General features: G+C 43.6%; 20 protein-coding genes. 13 read left to right on the top strand and 7 right to left on the bottom strand.

Annotation, left to right across the window (positions count from 1 at the left end):
* The first annotated feature begins 74 nt into the window (after window positions 1-74).
* The 7 genes from ACR1R9_RS22455 to ACR1R9_RS22425 all read left to right on the top strand — a co-directional run bounded on the left by ACR1R9_RS22455 (window position 75) and on the right by ACR1R9_RS22425 (window position 5810).
* A complete protein-coding gene (locus tag ACR1R9_RS22455; protein ID WP_433922654.1) occupies window positions 75-815 on the top strand; it encodes a hypothetical protein in 741 nt (246 codons plus the stop codon).
* 31 nt (window positions 816-846) lie between these two features.
* Window positions 847-1611, top strand: a complete 765-nt coding sequence (locus tag ACR1R9_RS22450) for a hypothetical protein (RefSeq protein WP_433922655.1) — start codon at window positions 847-849, stop codon at window positions 1609-1611.
* A gap of 153 nt (window positions 1612-1764) precedes the next feature.
* On the top strand, window positions 1765-2256 hold the full coding sequence (locus ACR1R9_RS22445) for a MarR family winged helix-turn-helix transcriptional regulator (protein ID WP_433922656.1): 492 nt from the start codon (window positions 1765-1767) through the stop codon (window positions 2254-2256).
* 165 nt (window positions 2257-2421) lie between these two features.
* A complete protein-coding gene (locus ACR1R9_RS22440) occupies window positions 2422-3240 on the top strand; it encodes an NmrA family NAD(P)-binding protein (RefSeq protein WP_433922657.1) in 819 nt (272 codons plus the stop codon).
* A 204-nt stretch (window positions 3241-3444) separates the two neighbouring features.
* Window positions 3445-4743 carry a galactokinase gene (locus ACR1R9_RS22435; RefSeq protein WP_433922658.1) on the top strand — a complete coding sequence of 433 codons (1299 nt, stop codon included), beginning with the start codon at window positions 3445-3447 and terminating at the stop codon, window positions 4741-4743.
* 288 nt (window positions 4744-5031) lie between these two features.
* Complete coding sequence (locus ACR1R9_RS22430; protein WP_433922659.1) at window positions 5032-5313, top strand: hypothetical protein; 282 nt, start codon at window positions 5032-5034, stop codon at window positions 5311-5313.
* Window positions 5314-5558: 245 nt separating this feature from the next.
* Complete coding sequence (locus ACR1R9_RS22425) at window positions 5559-5810, top strand: hypothetical protein (RefSeq protein ID WP_339849289.1); 252 nt, start codon at window positions 5559-5561, stop codon at window positions 5808-5810.
* Between the two features lie 42 nt (window positions 5811-5852).
* On the opposite strand, the gene ACR1R9_RS22420 is transcribed toward ACR1R9_RS22425, so the two are convergent.
* Both ACR1R9_RS22420 and ACR1R9_RS22415 read right to left on the bottom strand, forming a co-directional pair.
* Window positions 5853-6185 (bottom strand): hypothetical protein, encoded by a 333-nt coding sequence (locus ACR1R9_RS22420; RefSeq protein WP_433922660.1) that lies wholly within the window; start codon window positions 6183-6185, stop codon window positions 5853-5855.
* Between the two features lie 37 nt (window positions 6186-6222).
* Entirely contained in the window at window positions 6223-6393 is a 171-nt protein-coding gene (locus ACR1R9_RS22415) for a hypothetical protein (protein ID WP_310852021.1), read from the bottom strand.
* Between the two features lie 281 nt (window positions 6394-6674).
* On the opposite strand from ACR1R9_RS22415, the gene ACR1R9_RS22410 reads away from it, so the two are divergent.
* Window positions 6675-6824: a hypothetical protein gene (locus ACR1R9_RS22410; protein WP_326064862.1), complete on the top strand. Its 150-nt coding sequence runs from the start codon at window positions 6675-6677 to the stop codon at window positions 6822-6824.
* Window positions 6825-6927: 103 nt separating this feature from the next.
* Here the strand turns inward: ACR1R9_RS22410 and ACR1R9_RS22405 are convergent, their stop codons facing one another.
* Together ACR1R9_RS22405 and ACR1R9_RS22400 are read right to left on the bottom strand one after the other, a co-directional pair.
* Window positions 6928-7458 (bottom strand): hypothetical protein, encoded by a 531-nt coding sequence (locus tag ACR1R9_RS22405; protein WP_310852024.1) that lies wholly within the window; start codon window positions 7456-7458, stop codon window positions 6928-6930.
* Window positions 7459-7695: 237 nt separating this feature from the next.
* Window positions 7696-7974, bottom strand: a complete 279-nt coding sequence (locus tag ACR1R9_RS22400) for a hypothetical protein (protein WP_310852025.1) — start codon at window positions 7972-7974, stop codon at window positions 7696-7698.
* A 339-nt stretch (window positions 7975-8313) separates the two neighbouring features.
* Between ACR1R9_RS22400 and ACR1R9_RS22395 the strand changes: the two genes are divergently transcribed.
* Window positions 8314-8685, top strand: a complete 372-nt coding sequence (locus tag ACR1R9_RS22395; RefSeq protein WP_433922661.1) for a hypothetical protein — start codon at window positions 8314-8316, stop codon at window positions 8683-8685.
* Between the two features lie 193 nt (window positions 8686-8878).
* Window positions 8879-9208 carry a hypothetical protein gene (locus ACR1R9_RS22390; protein ID WP_076290325.1) on the top strand — a complete coding sequence of 110 codons (330 nt, stop codon included), beginning with the start codon at window positions 8879-8881 and terminating at the stop codon, window positions 9206-9208.
* A gap of 148 nt (window positions 9209-9356) precedes the next feature.
* Here the strand turns inward: ACR1R9_RS22390 and ACR1R9_RS22385 are convergent, their stop codons facing one another.
* The 3 genes from ACR1R9_RS22385 to ACR1R9_RS22375 are packed head-to-tail and all read right to left on the bottom strand — an operon-like array spanning window position 9357 to window position 13115.
* A complete protein-coding gene (locus ACR1R9_RS22385; RefSeq protein WP_433922662.1) occupies window positions 9357-10520 on the bottom strand; it encodes a Ger(x)C family spore germination protein in 1164 nt (387 codons plus the stop codon).
* Window positions 10517-12022, bottom strand: a complete 1506-nt coding sequence (locus ACR1R9_RS22380) for a spore germination protein (RefSeq protein ID WP_090807766.1) — start codon at window positions 12020-12022, stop codon at window positions 10517-10519. The genes ACR1R9_RS22385 and ACR1R9_RS22380 overlap by 4 nt, the downstream gene beginning before the upstream one ends.
* Window positions 11979-13115 carry a GerAB/ArcD/ProY family transporter gene (locus tag ACR1R9_RS22375; protein WP_433922663.1) on the bottom strand — a complete coding sequence of 379 codons (1137 nt, stop codon included), beginning with the start codon at window positions 13113-13115 and terminating at the stop codon, window positions 11979-11981. Before ACR1R9_RS22375 ends, ACR1R9_RS22380 begins: the two co-directional genes overlap by 44 nt.
* A gap of 196 nt (window positions 13116-13311) precedes the next feature.
* On the opposite strand from ACR1R9_RS22375, the gene ACR1R9_RS22370 reads away from it, so the two are divergent.
* From ACR1R9_RS22370 to ACR1R9_RS22360, 3 genes are all read left to right on the top strand, one after another.
* Window positions 13312-14205: an NAD(P)-dependent oxidoreductase gene (locus ACR1R9_RS22370; RefSeq protein ID WP_433922664.1), complete on the top strand. Its 894-nt coding sequence runs from the start codon at window positions 13312-13314 to the stop codon at window positions 14203-14205.
* A gap of 247 nt (window positions 14206-14452) precedes the next feature.
* Window positions 14453-15187 (top strand): nuclease-related domain-containing protein, encoded by a 735-nt coding sequence (locus ACR1R9_RS22365; RefSeq protein ID WP_064640469.1) that lies wholly within the window; start codon window positions 14453-14455, stop codon window positions 15185-15187.
* Window positions 15188-15524: 337 nt separating this feature from the next.
* Window positions 15525-16424, top strand: a complete 900-nt coding sequence (locus ACR1R9_RS22360; protein WP_433922665.1) for a hypothetical protein — start codon at window positions 15525-15527, stop codon at window positions 16422-16424.
* The last annotated feature ends 284 nt before the right edge of the window (window positions 16425-16708 follow it).

Below are 16708 nucleotides of genomic sequence, written 5' to 3'. Positions count from 1 at the left end.
ACACCAAAAATGGATATCTTTGTAGTATAATCCATTTGGTTCTGGATCGAAACCATGCACGAAGGAGGAGTGCTATGAAAAAGAAAATGTTCTTTTTGCTACTAGTTATAGTACTCGTTACTTCAGCGGTAATTATGATATGGTTTTCTAGGTTAGAACCTCCCGCATATCAGGTGGAAAATGATAACGATACCAACTCTTCAGGCTTGTATAACAAGGCATCTTCATTACCCCATATCATTGAAATCACGAATGAAGAAGCAACCCTGCAATTACCTCTTAACGACGTCCCAGAGTATAGGCGCTACCTGATGAACGAACAGGACTTCCAAACTGAAATAGATCGTACACATGTGGAAGTATTGGAGGTGCCTTCTTCGGAAACATATTCAATGCTGAAGTATGGCTGTGGAAACAAAGCTTGCTATACCCTTTTGGTGAAAACTGATGATAGAGGGACGCATAGCTTGCCGATGCCTGAGGGCATTTTACAAGATTATAAACTTTCCTCTGACTATCAGCAGGTGTTAATTAGATATGCTTATGATGAAGGCGGTCTGGTTAAGAGACAAATCCTTGTTGCCGTGGATCTCAAAAAATTAGAAATCATCCCATATACATCAACTGATTTGGAAGAAGCTTTCATGTTGAAACCAACCTGGCCCATCATCTCTTATGAATGGATAGACAATAACCATTTCACGATTGAAACAGCAGCATTAGAAACAAGTGAATATAACGTACTTAAAGACTGGTTTGATTCTAATGATCGTGAAACGAGGAAGGTAACCATTCGGTTAAATTCATTGGATTAATTTTAGCTATTTAGTGAGAGGGGACAGTGATTTGATAAAAGAAATAGCTTCATTGATGTTGTTGAGTGTAGTTCTTTTTGGAGGATGCCAAACCGAATCGTTAGGCGCTGTCCATCTGGAACAGGTTGTGTCTCCCACCAAGCAGGTAACAACGAAACCGGAACAAGAGACAAATTCAAAATTGAAATTAATCGGATCTTCTGAGGATGAACAAGTAAAACTTTATGCAATTAAAGAAACGGAAGATGCAATTGAAAGCGTAACTCTAGATATAAATGGGCGCACAAAAGATTTTGATTGGAGCATTTCTCATCATTCGGGAACGAAGCCGCAGTTATTTTATACCGATCTTACCGGTGATGGTAAGGAAGAGGCTGTAATAATCATTCAGACTGGTCGAGGGACAGGCTTGGATAACTATGAAATTCATGTCGTTAACTCCGATAACTTATCTGAAATTAAAGTACAGCGTTATGAGGATATTGTTGCTGAGCATATTAAATCGCGTATATCTAAAAATGATGATGGTACATTAGCGATTACAGTGATTTCACAAGGGCAAGTAGGTAACTTCAATTATGATTTTGATCCAGCACCAGACTACCATCAAGGTGAGCTTGCTTTCGGCGGTGTGGTTATTTATACATTGGATAATCACAAAATAAAATTAAGTCTTCCCGGCTCTATTGGCATATCTCCTACATATGTGTGTGACTTCAATATCACGTATACCTTCGATAAAGCCGACAATGAATTTATTGTTGATCAGATTGAAGTTGAACCTGTTGAAAAATAGATAAAAAGCTTGTTCCAATTTTGGAGCAAGCTTTTTGGGCATTTGAATGAATTAATTTCATGGTCATAATTTAATGAATTGACATTTTTAATGGGGAAAGTTATCTTAGTCTAAATAGTTAAGTTATTAACTAAATGGAGAGGAACAGAACGTATGGATCATTTACGAAAAGAAAACTTGCCATTAATTGACTCTAAACGAGATGCGCTGCAGGAATATTTACTTCATCTGCCGCTGCCAAATGCAGCTTTTTTCACGATGGTTGAGGCGACTGCCAACCTGGTAGCCGTATCGGAAAAATACTGGCAGTCGAAGGGGCTGAATGGAGCAAGAATCCGTGTGCTTGTGGAGATTGCCAAAGATGGGGGAACGATGCTACCTTCAGTGCTTGCCGAAAAAATTGGTGTCACCAAGGCTAACATTAGTTTACTGCTAACCCCACTGGAGCGTGATGGTTATATCGCCAGAGCTGAACATGCACGAGATGGTCGCAAGACAGTCATTTCCATTACCGATGCTGGGCGGACATTATTGAGTGGGCATCTGCCGGGAAACCGTGAAGCTGTGGCCAGACAGATGGGCAAGTTGGATGAACAGGAGCAGCATCAGTTGATTGTTTTATTACAGAAGCTGAACAGGTCTTAATGCTGTTTGAAAGGGTGTTAAAATAGAAGGTTCTGGGGCCGGATATGTGGAAAGGAATATGATTAGTTCAGCGAGGAATATGTTGATGTCCAGCTGATCATTTTGTCCATTTAGTTAATAGCTTAACTACTTAATGGTGATTCATTTAAAGGAGGGGGAAACAGGATGTCTATTATGATTACTGGAGCGAATGGACAACTAGGCAATCTGATTATCGCAAATCTGCTAGCCAAGATCCCTGCTACCCAAATTATTGCAGGTGTCCGTAATTTGGGGATGTCCTCAACCTTAGAAGCTCTGAAGGATCAGGGTGGAGAGATTCGTTTCATGGACTATGATAGTCCGGAAACATGCCAGAAAGCTTTTACCGGTGTGAATAGATTGCTGTTGATCTCTAGCTCACATACCGATGATACAGTACGGCTAACTCAACATACTAGTGTAATTAATGCAGCGAGGAAAGCAGGGGTTGAACATATCCTCTATACCAGCTTTGCTTTTCCGCAGACGGGTCTTAAAATTCCAGTAAGCGTTCATAGACTTACCGAGCAGGTCATATTTGATTCAGGTATGAAGTATACGATTTTGCGCAACGGGTTGTACATTGATTTTGTGGATGTACTTGGATTAAATGAGGCGATACAAAGTGGTGTACTGACAACTCGTCCAGGAAATTGGCGATTCAATGCTGTAACACGTAGCGATCTTGCACAGGCAATTGCGAACGTACTCGCAGGCAAAGGATATGAGCAGCAAATCTATGAGCTGGCCGCGTCAAAAACTTGGACCTTTGCTGATCTGGCTGAAGTGCTTACAGCGTTTGCAGGAAAGACCGTTATTCACAGCGAGGATGTGTCGGTGCAGCACTGGATCTACCCTTTTTTAAGCAGTATAGATACGGTATCTACATCGAAGGACCTTGAACAATTGATGGGTCATCCGGTAACTTCGTTGAAGGATAGCATCGCACCCTTTCTGAAATAAGCGAACGTAAATTGGAGCAAAGTTAAGCCTATGATTGTGAAATATAATTAATTTGAAAAAACGCTTACAAACTTTCAATTCTACCCTACCTTTTACGAAACGAAGCTGAGATAATGGGAGAGTAAAGGGGCATAGATTGTTCCCCGTATTGTTCATCATTTACGTCAAAAAAATAAATGCTGCATATCCATAGGAGGATTATCAATGACTACTCAACCACTGGAACTGATCCAATCCACTTCAGGCCAAGCGTTGTTTGCCCAAATGTACGGTCAGCAACAACTAGAAGAACAGACAGCACGTTACACAAAGCTCAATGAATCATTCGAACAGTATTTTGGCGTACAAGATGGCAGCAAATTGTTCAGCGCGGCTGGACGTAGCGAAATTGGAGGCAACCACACGGATCATAACCATGGTAAGGTGCTGGCTGGTAGTATTACGCTGGATACGATTGCGGTGGCTGCGCCAACGACGGATTCGGTGATTACCTTTTATTCAGAAGGCTATGACCAGAAATATGTAATCGATCTCACGGATTTGGCACCGAAAGCAGAGGACGACGGTACTACGGCGTTGATTCGTGGTATGGCTGCGGGATTTGAGAAGTTCGGATACAAAGTGGGCGGCTTCCAGGCGTACATCTCCAGTAACGTGTTCTCGGCGTCCGGGCTGAGCTCGTCGGCATCGTTCGAGATGCTGATTTGTACGATTCTGAATCATTTCTACAACGATGGATCACTGGATGTGGTGGTCATGTCCAAGATTGGTCAGTATGCGGAGAATCAATATTGGAACAAACCTTCCGGTCTGCTGGATCAGATGGCTTGTGCCTATGGAGGGCTAATTGCGATTGATTTTGAGAATCCGGCCGGGCCTGTAATTGAGCCTGTTCAATGGAATTTCCAACAAAACGGCTACTCATTGGTCATTGTAAACACAGGTGGGAATCACGCGGATCTGACTGAGGACTACGCTGCTGTTCCTTATGAGATGAGAGCGGTTGCTAAAGCGTTGGGCAGCGAATATGTCCGAGAAATTACGGCCGAGGCGATTTATGCCAATCTCAAACAGGTACGTGAAGCAGCGGGGGATCGTGCGGTACTGCGTGCGCTGCATTTCTTGGAGGAAAACAATCGGGTGGACGGTCAGGTACAGGCCTTGCGGGAAGGGCGTTTTGCTGATTTCCTGAATCTGATTACGGCATCCGGGAATTCTTCCTGGAAGTGGCTCCAGAATGTATACCAGAGCGGCTCGGTGAAGGAACAGGAGATTGGTATCGCACTGGCGTTAACTGAAAATTACTTGCAAAAGCTGGGTGATGGCGCTTGCCGTATACACGGCGGTGGATTTGCAGGGGTCATTCTGACGATTCTTCCCAACGAAAAGGTTGAGGAGTATATGTCCTGGATGCATGGTATGCTGGATACGCCAATTATTGTGGTTAATGTGCGTGCGCAGGGTGCGGTATGTTTGAACACATTAATCGAAAACGTGGGTTAATCTTGTCGGTGTAACACACGCGATGTTTAACCTGTATAAGTAGTATTAAACAGTACATTATAGCGGTTCTCCAACTTGACGCTGGTCATGGAAGAGGATCGCTTTTTGCTGTCTACATGAGGAGAGATAGCTCGCTCCGGACTTTTTCTGAGGGAACGGTCCGTTATTAAAAACTTCAGATTGGCGAAGATGATTGTGGAACGTGAGCAATCTTAAGTTCAGTTCTCTATATAATTCCAAACTTTGGACGCGTTTCCGTTGTTAATTAGGTAAGGGAGGGGATGCAGAATGACGACAACCGCAATGGCTGAGCAGGAAGATGCGCGATTGTATGACGAGTTGCGACGTACACTGGAAGAAGTGGAAGAAGGAAAGCAGCGGCAGAAAATGTTGAAGCGTATGATCAGGCAACTCAAGTTTGCCAAATGGCGGAAAGATCGATTTCACTGGTTTGATCAATACTTCCAGAATATAAGACCTGTAACACTTTGGATCATGTTAGCCACTGGGGCGCTTATGCCAGTAATGTTGTTCAGCATTTTTATATGGGTATCCTTGTGGGTGGAATGAATCATGATTGATTGGGGTAAATACCTTTGAATGAATAGCATGTTAAAGTGAGGGCAGTGGGTATGGAGGAATTATGTGTACATTCACTGCCTAATAACTTCATTAGGCCAAAGATGCACTATAATGATTCTACTTCTTTTGGTATAAGTTCACATATATAGGGGGTGAATAATATTTTTAAAAAGCTTAAATGTTTATCTATGATATCTATACTTTTATTACTTATCCTTGGAGGATGCAATTCTATGCCCAATCAAAACAAAATCATTGAACAGGCCACAGAAATTGGTCAACAGTATTTTATAGATCAATACAATACGGAAGTTGAGTTTACAGATCATAAGTTCATGCCAAAAGATCTTAGTCACAATGTTAGTCTAAGCGGACATGTCAAAGACGACAAAGAAACGGAAGTCTCTATTCTTATTGATTATGATACGTTTGAATTCCAAACAGCTATTGTCCCCAAAGAACTGCTTAAACAAAAGAAAAAATAAATTCTAAACAATATCTTACTTCTTAGTGAGAAATGAATCAATTTATTTAAGAGGTTTGATATGATCAGGCACTGAACCTGTTTTGACTTCATAGGTATCATAATCCACCATAGCGAATACTTCTTGATCTTTGTTGCCTTTCACATATCCCGTCAATGATACCGTATGAGATAAGTCAGCCGGAATGAATTTATGATTTGTGAATTCTACATCAATTCCATAGTTTTCTTTAAAGTAAGTGAGACTTGCTACTTCGGCTTTTTGAAGGATGTCTTTTTGTTCACTTGACATACATCCGCTTAATACGATGAAAGCAAAAATGAACCATATAAACAAGAACGCTAATGTAAGATATTTTCTATTAAGAATATTCACTTCATTACTCCTTGCCGTACCAATGGAATGTGATGCATTATTTCTTGTCCGTTCCTTCAGGGAGAGAAAGCGTTTCCACCTTCAGAGGATCGTATTTTACAAGTACAAATACTTTTTGGTCATCGTCTCCCTTGACATGGCCATGTATTCCTACAGATTTATCGAGATCAACGGGGGTAAACTTATGATCAGTAACATGAGTAGACATACACCCTCCTAGAATAGTAAAAATTAGTCCCAAGGTTAAAAAGAAAAGTAACCTTTTTTTTCAAATCAATAGCATCTCGGCTTTCATATGATGGTATAAATATACTATAGACACTTAATTTAAACTAGATTACATATAAGCATAAAAATGCATTGAATTAGGAGGCTGATTATGCAGGATTTCATCAGTGATGAACTATATCATAAAATATCGATAATCGCTTACCAAAATTACATTTCTGTGGGTTTAAAAATAGTCCCTTTAAGCTTATGAAGGATAACATGGATTGGGAAAATAATCAGTTTCACCAAGCTGATATGGAGGGGGCATCTGCAAAGCTGACTGAACTTGAGGCTCATAAAGAAGAACTGATCCGATATATTCGTAAAATGGAGGAAGCGGACAGAGAAGATCGTAGCAGGGTACTGTAATACCTCTTTACAAGAAAATAGTTAGACAGGAATTAGACTTCCCATCTAACTATAGTTTGTTTTTTATACAGTGGAGCAATGCAATCCGAATAGCCGATACTGGTTAATGTGTGGCAGACTTCGCCTTGTTCAACGTTTGAATTTTCTCTTGCATGTACTGGTGGTAATCGCGAAAACTGCTGATGTGGTGCAAAGAATCGGAATTTTCAGACTGGATCTTAATTTTACCGTCCTGAGGCAGTTTTTTCATCTCAGCAACCACTTCCTTCGAGCCTTGAATATCTCCAGCCATCTCCTGAATTCGTTGTAACAGCGTTGGATGGCCCTCATGTTGCAGCATTTCAGCGAGCGGTCTCATTTCCTCCAACTTCTGGGTGGATCGTTCAAGGGTGGTCATTACTTTGTCTTCATCCATGCTCGCATTCAGCGAAACCATGCGATGAATATGATCCTTTTCCATCCGTTCCAGCGCTTCCAGATGGGAAGCCTCCAGTCGTTTGGGATCGCTCCAGCTCTCGGTTTGAACAGTATCCTTCTGCTGTGAAGCATGGTTCATATTGGCATTGCCACAGCCCCATAACAGCGTCGAGCAAGTTAACACCGTTCCGACGGCGATGATGCTTTTTAACCTCATGTTGTCACTCCTTCAATAATTTCCTGAAGGTAGTATGAGCTATAATATCCATAATCATGCTTATATTCTTCATTTCTTTCCCAGAAATAAGCATATCTATGATCAGACTGGTAAGAACGTCTTATAAGCACTCCATATATTTAGCTCATTGAGATTGAAAAAAAAGATTGGGAGGTTTTCTCCCACTCCTATATAACGAAGTGTAAATACATCTGTGTATTTCTTTGCAGATTTTTCTCAGGAAGAAGGTACTTCCTTTTTCGGATTTCGGCTATCGATAAACCAGTCTGGTCCTTCTACACTAAGAACCTCCTGTGTAACATAATTATAGGAAACGGTAATACGTTCATCTTCATGTCCTGTTATATGACCATAAAGGTAAAGGCGTGAATGGATGGAAGGGTCATCAATATCATGACTCGTTACAATAAAATCCGCATTGTAGTATTTCTTTATGTACTGAACACTTATTAGTGTAGCTGTTTCTACAATATTTTGCTTATCTGAGGTAGACATACTTGAACATCCTCCTAATAAAAATAAAAAAATAAGTAAGATCAGAGCTACAGGTTTTATTTTCATAGGGCATTAATTCTCCTTTTATGGAAATAAACTCTAAAGATACTTTAGTGCATATTATGGAAGGCTGCAAGATTGGAAGGGAGAGTCTGCAGTACAGTTGTCTGCAAAAATGTCGACTTTTCTTAAAGGGACTACATCCAAATTAGCAGAGTTAGAAGAACACAAAGAGCAATTAAAACGATTTATAAGAAAGATGGAAGGGGCAGACCGCGAAGATCGGCGAAAAGCGCCGTCTCCTTATTAATCAGTTTACTTGCCGAGCAAGGAGGTATTATGTTTATCTACCACAATCCGATCTGGCGCTGGACCATTAATCTTTTATATCCTGCCATTATCTTTGTCTTCCAGAGCTGGGAACCAATATTGGATTCCTGGGCTGTTCCAATTGTATTTGTCGCATTGTTCTGCTTTCTGTGGAGTGGGGTGAAGGATTTATTCATCTCTACCGGACTGACCTGGCTTGTTGCCATCCCGTGCTGGTGGTATTTCATTGAGCTTCCCAAACCATCGTTTGGCGCAGAGAATTTTGCCGCTCATCTGTGGCTGATCGTGCTGATTTTTATATTTGTGGTGCTCCTGCCGCAGACCCTGATACTGACCACACGTATGCGAATAATGGAGTACTATAGGCAGAATGGAAAATAGTCTGATAGGCGGTCGCTGCATAGGGTAAATACAATAATTTAACATCATAAAAAGATCTCTAACCTGTATGGTTGGAGGTCTTTTTATTAATCAGCAAGGAATAAACTATTTATATTTCCATATCCATCCTGTAAAATCTTCTAATAAAGGTTTTTCACGTTGTGCGAATACGTTCATGCAATCAGGAGGGCATATGAGCAAGAGGAAGAATGAGAAGTTATACAATTATTTATTATTATTTTTGATTTTGTATGGAGTTACTTTGTTCATTTGGCCTATGGCTCTTTTTGGACTTGGTATGTCCTTATCGGCACCGTATCCACACACATATGATACTTCCCGTGATCTATTGGTTAAAATTCTTTTCACCTATCCTTTGGGCGTATTATTCGCGATTTTTTATTGTGGGATCAGTTATGAGAATGGGCGATATAAAGCCCCTTACTGGGTTGTTCATGTTCCATTACTTTGGCCTGTTTCATGGGTCATAGTTGAATATTTAGGATTAAAATTTAGCTTTTAAAGAAAAGAAGGATTCATACATCCCTGGATAACGAAGATTAGAAGATCTCACGATTGTTATGAAACGTTTCAACCCCTACACAAAGTAATCGCAGCATCAACCCAAACAATCCCCTAGTCCGTTTCATACGGCAGGGGATTTGTTATGGCTACACTTTCCTACGGAATTTTCCCGTATATGGAATGGTAATATGAATGTCCAGCTTCTGAATGGAATCTTCCGTCAGGATCATCTTTGAGCCGTTGTTGGACAGCTTGCGCCATAGGCTTGGATTTTTGCGATAAACCTTCTCCTGAAGTCCATAGACATCGACCCCACGTTTCAGACCTTCGCGATACGTTTGCAAAATTTGCTCCCGCAATGTCTTCTCGCTGAATTGGACCATCTCGTCATAGGAAACAGGGGTGATATATTCATACAAGGCGGTCAGGTACTTGGCATCGATGTTGAAATAAACCTCATTCCCACGAATGACAGGCACAATTTTGACGTTGGGCAAACCAACGCTGAGCGCGCCATAGATGGTTCCTTCGTTTTCAATAATCAATGGCGCACGCCGCATATCCTTAAGTAACCAATGAAATCCAGGAATTGTGCTATGGGGCAAATATTCAAATTTATCCCCGGTTCTTTCAAAAAAAGCACCGTCAATCATAAACAATTCGTAATTTTTTTTGTTCTGCGACCAGTGTTCCTTGTTCAAGGTGATGCAAGGCAGATAAGTTGTCGTGGACGCATCATTATGGGTGGCAATGAGTTTGAAACTAAGCACTGGAGGAAACAGCGATTCTTCCAGGAATGAGGGAAGAGGGTTATGCAGAATACTGTCCAGCGGCGACATATTGTATATGGACGTGGCGCTCAGAATATTTTCCAATGGATCACGAGTGCCGTATACCCAAGTTGTATAACGTGATTCAGGGAAACGTCCAAGCATGTCGAACACTTCCGTAATATGCTTGCTTGTCAGGACATTTTCGGCCATGACAATGGCCGTCACATGGCCCCAAGCGATATGGAGCTGGGAACTTCGGAACAGTTCGTTTACCGCCAGATTCAATGTTCTCCCCGATGCATGTCCAACCCACACGGGTGGGGCTTCCGCAGTTTTGGTTGAATTTTCGCTCTTGGCTACACTGGCAAAGTCCATGCTTTGAACATACATGTGATACATCCCGTCCTTGTAATCGATCCCGATCGCTTTGGCATAGTCCACCTGTTGGATCTCATAGGCACTCCAGCACCCGCTGGTCACAAAACAAAGAGAGAGACTTAGCAGTCCTAGCAACCATCGTTGTATAAGCCGCTTCATCGCTCATTCCCTTCTTTGCGCGGCTCCTGCGTTTCCAAATAGACAGGTCTGCGTTTCATCCATCCTTTCGGAAGTTTGAACAACGAGGCCAGCGCCTGTCTGAAATTAAGCGGACTGAGCGGTGTCAGATAAGGAATACCGAACGATTTCAGATCGGTCAGATAGATCAGGAACAGGATAATGGACAGAATGAACCCATAGATGCCAAGGGATGCCCCCAGTACAAAACAGAAAAAACGCAGAATCAGAACAGAACTGGTCATGACCTGATTCACAATCGTTGCTCCGGCCACTACGGTTACAGCAATGACGACAATCATGAGCGGGGAAACCATGCCTGCACGGATAGCCGAATCCCCAATAATCAATCCGCCAACAACGGTCAGCGTCTGACCAATGGCGCTGGGAAGCCTCACCCCTGCTTCCCGGAATAGCTCCATCAGAAGCATAATGAGAAACATTTCCACACCAGACTCCATAGGTAGACCCATGCGCCCAACCGAGATCGTGGCTACGAGTGGAAAGGGTAGCTGGTCCATGTGAAAAGAAGTCAGCGCAATATAGAAACCAGGCAAGAACACGGTTATTAATAGCCCGATAAAACGCAGCATACGGCCCACATTCACCGGAAGAAAAGGGAAGCTGGCATCCTCAGGGGATTTGAGAAGCAGAAACAAATTGACGGGTCCGATGATGACGCTGGGATTGCCATCCACGATAATGACGAAACGTCCGTTCAGAAGACATTCCGCCGCAAAATCAGGTCTGCCCGTGTAGTGGGTTACCGGAAACAATGTGACTTTGGAAGGGGACAATAATTCCTCTAGTTCATTGGCGGTCATAATGCGTTCGATATCGATTTTGCGCAGCCTATTCTTCACATCATCAATCAGCTCGGGATTGGCAATGTCCTTAATATACATCAGGGCGACTTTGGTCACGGAGCGAGAACCAATTAATTCAATATTACAGGCTAATTCGGCCGTACGCAGGCGTGTACGAATTAACGCAATATTGACTGATAGTCGTTCGATAAAACCATCTCGTGCCCCGCGGATCGATACTTCCGTAGTGGATTCATCCGGCGACCGTGTAGGAATGTTGGATATATCCATGCTCCACATCTTCTGGATGGAAGGAATGCAGATGAGCATATGCCCCTCAAACACTCGTAGGGACATGAGTTCCTTTCCCAGCGGATTGTTCTGTATGTCTATACTTGTCCATTGCAGGGTAATGGACTTCTCGATATCCGATGCACGAACAAAGTGAGTACTCTCGTACGTTCGCGTCAGTTCGGGAAGAATAATATCATATATGGATTTGCTGTCGACCATACCGCTGCAATACACGATGACAATCTGCTGCGGAGACTCCCCAATCATATGGCTGCTGATGATCACATCGTCTGAACCTGTAAAAAACGTCGTCAGATTATGCTCATTGATTCGGAATGGTTCAGCCAGATGGGGGTTTTTCTTTGGTGTGGTTGTGAGCGGCATGGGCGGGAGCCTCCTTGTCTTTTTTGTGTATGAATGCGGCGAGGGTCAACAGGATTGTTACCGTGGATACATAGGCCAGCATCACGGGGAATTGAATATGGTTTACATAATAGTCAACGTAATCAATTCTCCACCACTGTACAGCTATTCCACACATGATGAAGGTTACAATTAGAACGGCAACGTACCTTTTCTTGGGTCTGCGAAAATCGAGCAGATCGACGATAAGATAGATGGAGATCGCCACTCTGGCAAATGAACCGCTTAGCCATTGATAGATGGACAAGAAGTCCACGTGCTGGAGCAATTTTCCTATATTCACCAGCTTCCATTGCTCATAGGGGCTATTTCGCTGTTTTGCTGCTTCCTCCGGACCGAACTCAACGATGGCTCCCAGCGTTGGACCAATCGCCATACTGAGCATGAATAACCCGAGCAGCAGAAGATGCCACCAGCGAATTTTACTTTTAATATCGTGTTGGAACAGCATCAAGATCCAGATTTCCATCAGTCCAGCAAGCGAATAGATCATGCCCCTTAGGACAGGACCGGCACCGTATTCCATGATGGGAAACAACTGACTATAGTCCTTGTATTTTATGTTGGCTGACATCACGAAATATCCAAGCAGGATCACAAATGGAAGCAGAAGACTTGAAGTCATGGCAATGGAACGGATACCTTTGGCAGCCGCCCAGGCAGCAACCAGTGCTCCCACGCCTGCGAGCACATAGGGTGGGGTGAATTGCAGATAGGTGGATACCGTCCAGTTTGTTGTTTCATATAAGGTATGTGATCCGAGTGCAAGCAGCATGAGTGAAGCAGTGATACGGAAAATCCATGAAGGAATTGCGCCAAATTCCCGCGTAATCCAGTCCGTCAAACGCTGCCCGCGTACCCGTCGGATAATAACGAACATCATACATAGAAATAACAAAAAGAAGGGAGCAGCAGCGACTACCGATAGCCAGCCATCTCTGCCTGCATAATCCAGAATCGCCGGAATGGACAGAACATGGCACACGAGGCCTGCACTTAACAAAATGATGGAAAAGGACAGCCATATCGTGATTTCTCCCTTTTCACGGCTCATGGGAATTCTCCTTTCCGTTCAAGGAAGTTTCCGTTAGGTTGTACAAGAAATGGATTTTCGATTCCTATTTTATTTTTTTGAACAATAGAAGACGAAACAAGATAGACGGAAGAGACAGAAAGCATTAACATACAGATATAGCAAGTTTAGAAGACAAGCTCCAAGCGAAGTATAGAGAAATAGGAGGAAACCTACGATGACAAATACAACGAAGGCACCTGGAGAGACGAAAGTTGGCTTTATCGGTACAGGCGTAATGGGCAGAAGCATGGCAGGGCACATCCAGCAGGCAGGCTATCCGTTGCATGTCTATACGCGCACGGCCGCCAAAGCGGAAGCGTTGGTGAAGGAAGGTGCCGTATGGCATGACACACCAGGCAAACTGGCAGCCGAGTGTGATGTCATCATCACGATGGTGGGGTATCCGAAGGATGTTGAGGAGATTTATCTTGGTGAAGATGGTCTCGTGGCGAACGCGAAACCGGGCTCTTACCTGATTGATATGACCACATCCAGTCCGCTGCTGGCTGCTCGGATCTATGAAGCCGCGGAAGCCAAAGGACTGCATGCGTTGGATGCACCAGTTTCCGGTGGGGATATCGGAGCACGGGATGCCAAGCTATCCATTATGGTTGGCGGCAGCACGGAGGCCTTTGAAGCGGTTCGTCCGTTGTTCGAGCAAATGGGCACCAACATTGTGCTGCAAGGCAAGGCGGGAGCAGGACAGCATACCAAAATGTGCAACCAGATCGCGATTGCTTCAGGCATGATGGGTGTGTGCGAGGCACTCGCTTATGCCAAGACATCCGGTCTGGACGCGGAGAATGTGCTGAAGAGTATCGCTACTGGTGCAGCCGGAAGCTGGTCACTTAGCAATCTAGGTCCGCGCATGATCGCAGGCGATTATGAGCCTGGATTCTATGTGAAACATTTTATCAAAGACATGGGTATCGCTCTCGAATCTGCCAAAGCCATGGGCATGAAGACACCAGGGTTGGCCTTGGCTGAATCTTTGTATCAGGAAATATCCAGCAACGGTCTGGATGAGAAGGGTACACAGGTGCTTTACACATATTATTTACAGGCTTAATCCTCACACCCAAGACAACAGCGTGTTCTTTTTCTTCAATAGAAAGGAATACGCTGTTTTTATAAAATTCCCCCTTCTCGTATGCGTCTAAAGTCACAGTATTGGTTAAAGAATCGTATATACTTTAGTTAAACAATGGATTTTTGGCCCTCTTCCCTTTATTTTTGCCCCTCTTTATCCGACATAAGTAATAGAAGTATACATAATGGATGTGCGAAACCCACACTACATAGAACGGAGCTTGCCCATGTTCAAAAAAATCCTGTCTCTGTTCAAGTCACAGCCAGAGCTCGCGAACCAGATATCAGCTTCCGCTTCATCTTTACCGTCAACGGCCCCCATACCTACGCGTATGGTCCGCAGTAGACGCAAAAAAACGAAATCAGATGGAGATTGGACCCGTCAGCCAGAGGAACCAAGCACTGCCCAGCAGCTGCATGCTCTTCCGGGTGAATACAAAGTTCTGAACGACTTGCTTGTTGCCAATACCAAGTCCCGCTCGGGTTATTCATCGATTGATCATGTTGTCATCGGTCCGCGGGGGATCTTCGTGATTGAGACACGAAACCTGACGACGGGTGAGATTCGTGGAGGCCGAAGAGAGGCCAACTGGACAGTCAGCAGCAGCCGAATCAAGATGTATAACCCATTGATGCAGCACCGGGGGCATGTGGAGGCCATTCAGGCACACCTCGGCGATTATAAAAGAGTTCGTCTCGTCTCCATGGTGACCTTCACCAATCGCTGCCGGATCAGTGTTGATCCAGCTGTGCGGTATGTCAATTCGGATGAACTGATTATCTATGATCATGAATTGGTGGAGACCATTCTTCGTAAAACGGAAAGGCTTGAGACCGAAGTCCCCGAAACGTTGTATAAAGAACAGGATATTCAGGCAATCTACAACATGCTGTCCGCAGTCAATTCCACGGATCCCCAGATTCGGGCTGATCATATGGAGAAGGCCAAAGGCATTAAATAAGAGGAACCTGAACCTGTTACATCATCCATGCGATGAATTGAAACGAATAATGCAGATCACTAAGCATACATATCAACACGGTTGTCCTTCATTTCATGGATGACCGTGTTTTTTTGTTCTCTCCGTATGTAAGAAGGGGACAGCCAGAAGTGCAGGTGAGCATGCAGGCACATTGTCGTATACACCCAGTATTTAACTTATGATAAAATAAAGACCAGATTACACAGTGATATATCTATGTTATCCGAAAGGATATTTATGGAATGAACTATTCATGGATTGAAGCAGAGGTTAATTGAACTCAGGTACATACATAAGATAAGGGGAAGATTACAAAATGAGATGGAATCATAGAATCAAGATGTTCACGGCCATTTTCAGCTTGGTTGCCATATTGACTGCATGTGGCGGTGGGACGAAGGAAGCAACGACGAAGGAGTCTGCTCAGGATGCTGGCACGGTGGCTACAGCAACCAATGGCTCGGCCACGTCAACAACTGACTCGTCGGCAGCAGATACGAATGCTGAAGACTCTGCGGGCACCTCCTCAACTTCCGATACAGCGGGGTCTTCGCCTGAAGAAGGCAAAATCGGAGTGGACTCTACACTGGAGGAATTGAAGGAGAAGTATGCAGACAAGCTTGGCTATATCCGTGTCCCGCTTAACGATCATCCGGTTCGCAGGGTAAGTGAAGAAGGCTCCAAAAATATTAATATCGCCAACTATAGTGATGCGGTAGTGAATATGAATACAGGTATTCCAATCCATTCCGATTCACAGCGTTTGATCGATGATGCCTTTCCTTTTTTCACAACCGTTCAGGCACCGGAAGTGTCCTATGTGTCATGGGAAGAAGCAACCAATCTGGAGCGTGCCATGGTGAAGACATTGTTTATCTCTCGTCAGGCGCTGCTACTCACGGAGGATGCCATGAAGAACAAGGATTACACCAGTCAGTCCTTTAAGGACTCGATGGTATTTTTCAAGAATGCAGCGGAGTTCGACTCCATGGCACCTGTTGCGCAGCATACGTATGACATCACATTAACGAAACTTTACGATAAAGCCCGCGACGTGTGGGGCAAGCTGGCTGCAATCGATCCGGTTCAGGACGAGGCGGCATTTGCGGAGATGTATAAATCAGCCAGAACGGAAGCGAATAACACGATGGGGCTGCTGAATATTTTGCTATCCACTAATGAAGAAGAACGTTTGGAGCAGACATACGGCAAATAAATGTGGTGTGTCGTTGTAAGAGTATGTTTGGTGTAACTGGAGCATTTCAAAAAAATCGTAAACCAAAATCATCGCACCTGGGCTATCTGCCCAGGTTTTTTGTTGCAGATGAATGTTCACTCCAGGTCTATTTCAGGTTAATAAAGAGGAGGAAAGAAAGATATTAACGATTTGGCAATGAAAAATGCGATATAATAAGCGTATTGGATACGTGAAATTTTACATAGAGTTATGGAAAGAGAATAACGGAGCTGGCTGCGTGAACATACCAAATCGTCACGAAG

The organism is Paenibacillus taichungensis (genome assembly GCF_050994985.1).
Taxonomy (GTDB): domain Bacteria; phylum Bacillota; class Bacilli; order Paenibacillales; family Paenibacillaceae; genus Paenibacillus; species Paenibacillus taichungensis.
The sequence above is the reverse complement of the archived record's forward strand: the minus strand, read 5'-3'. Positions and strand labels throughout refer to the sequence as shown.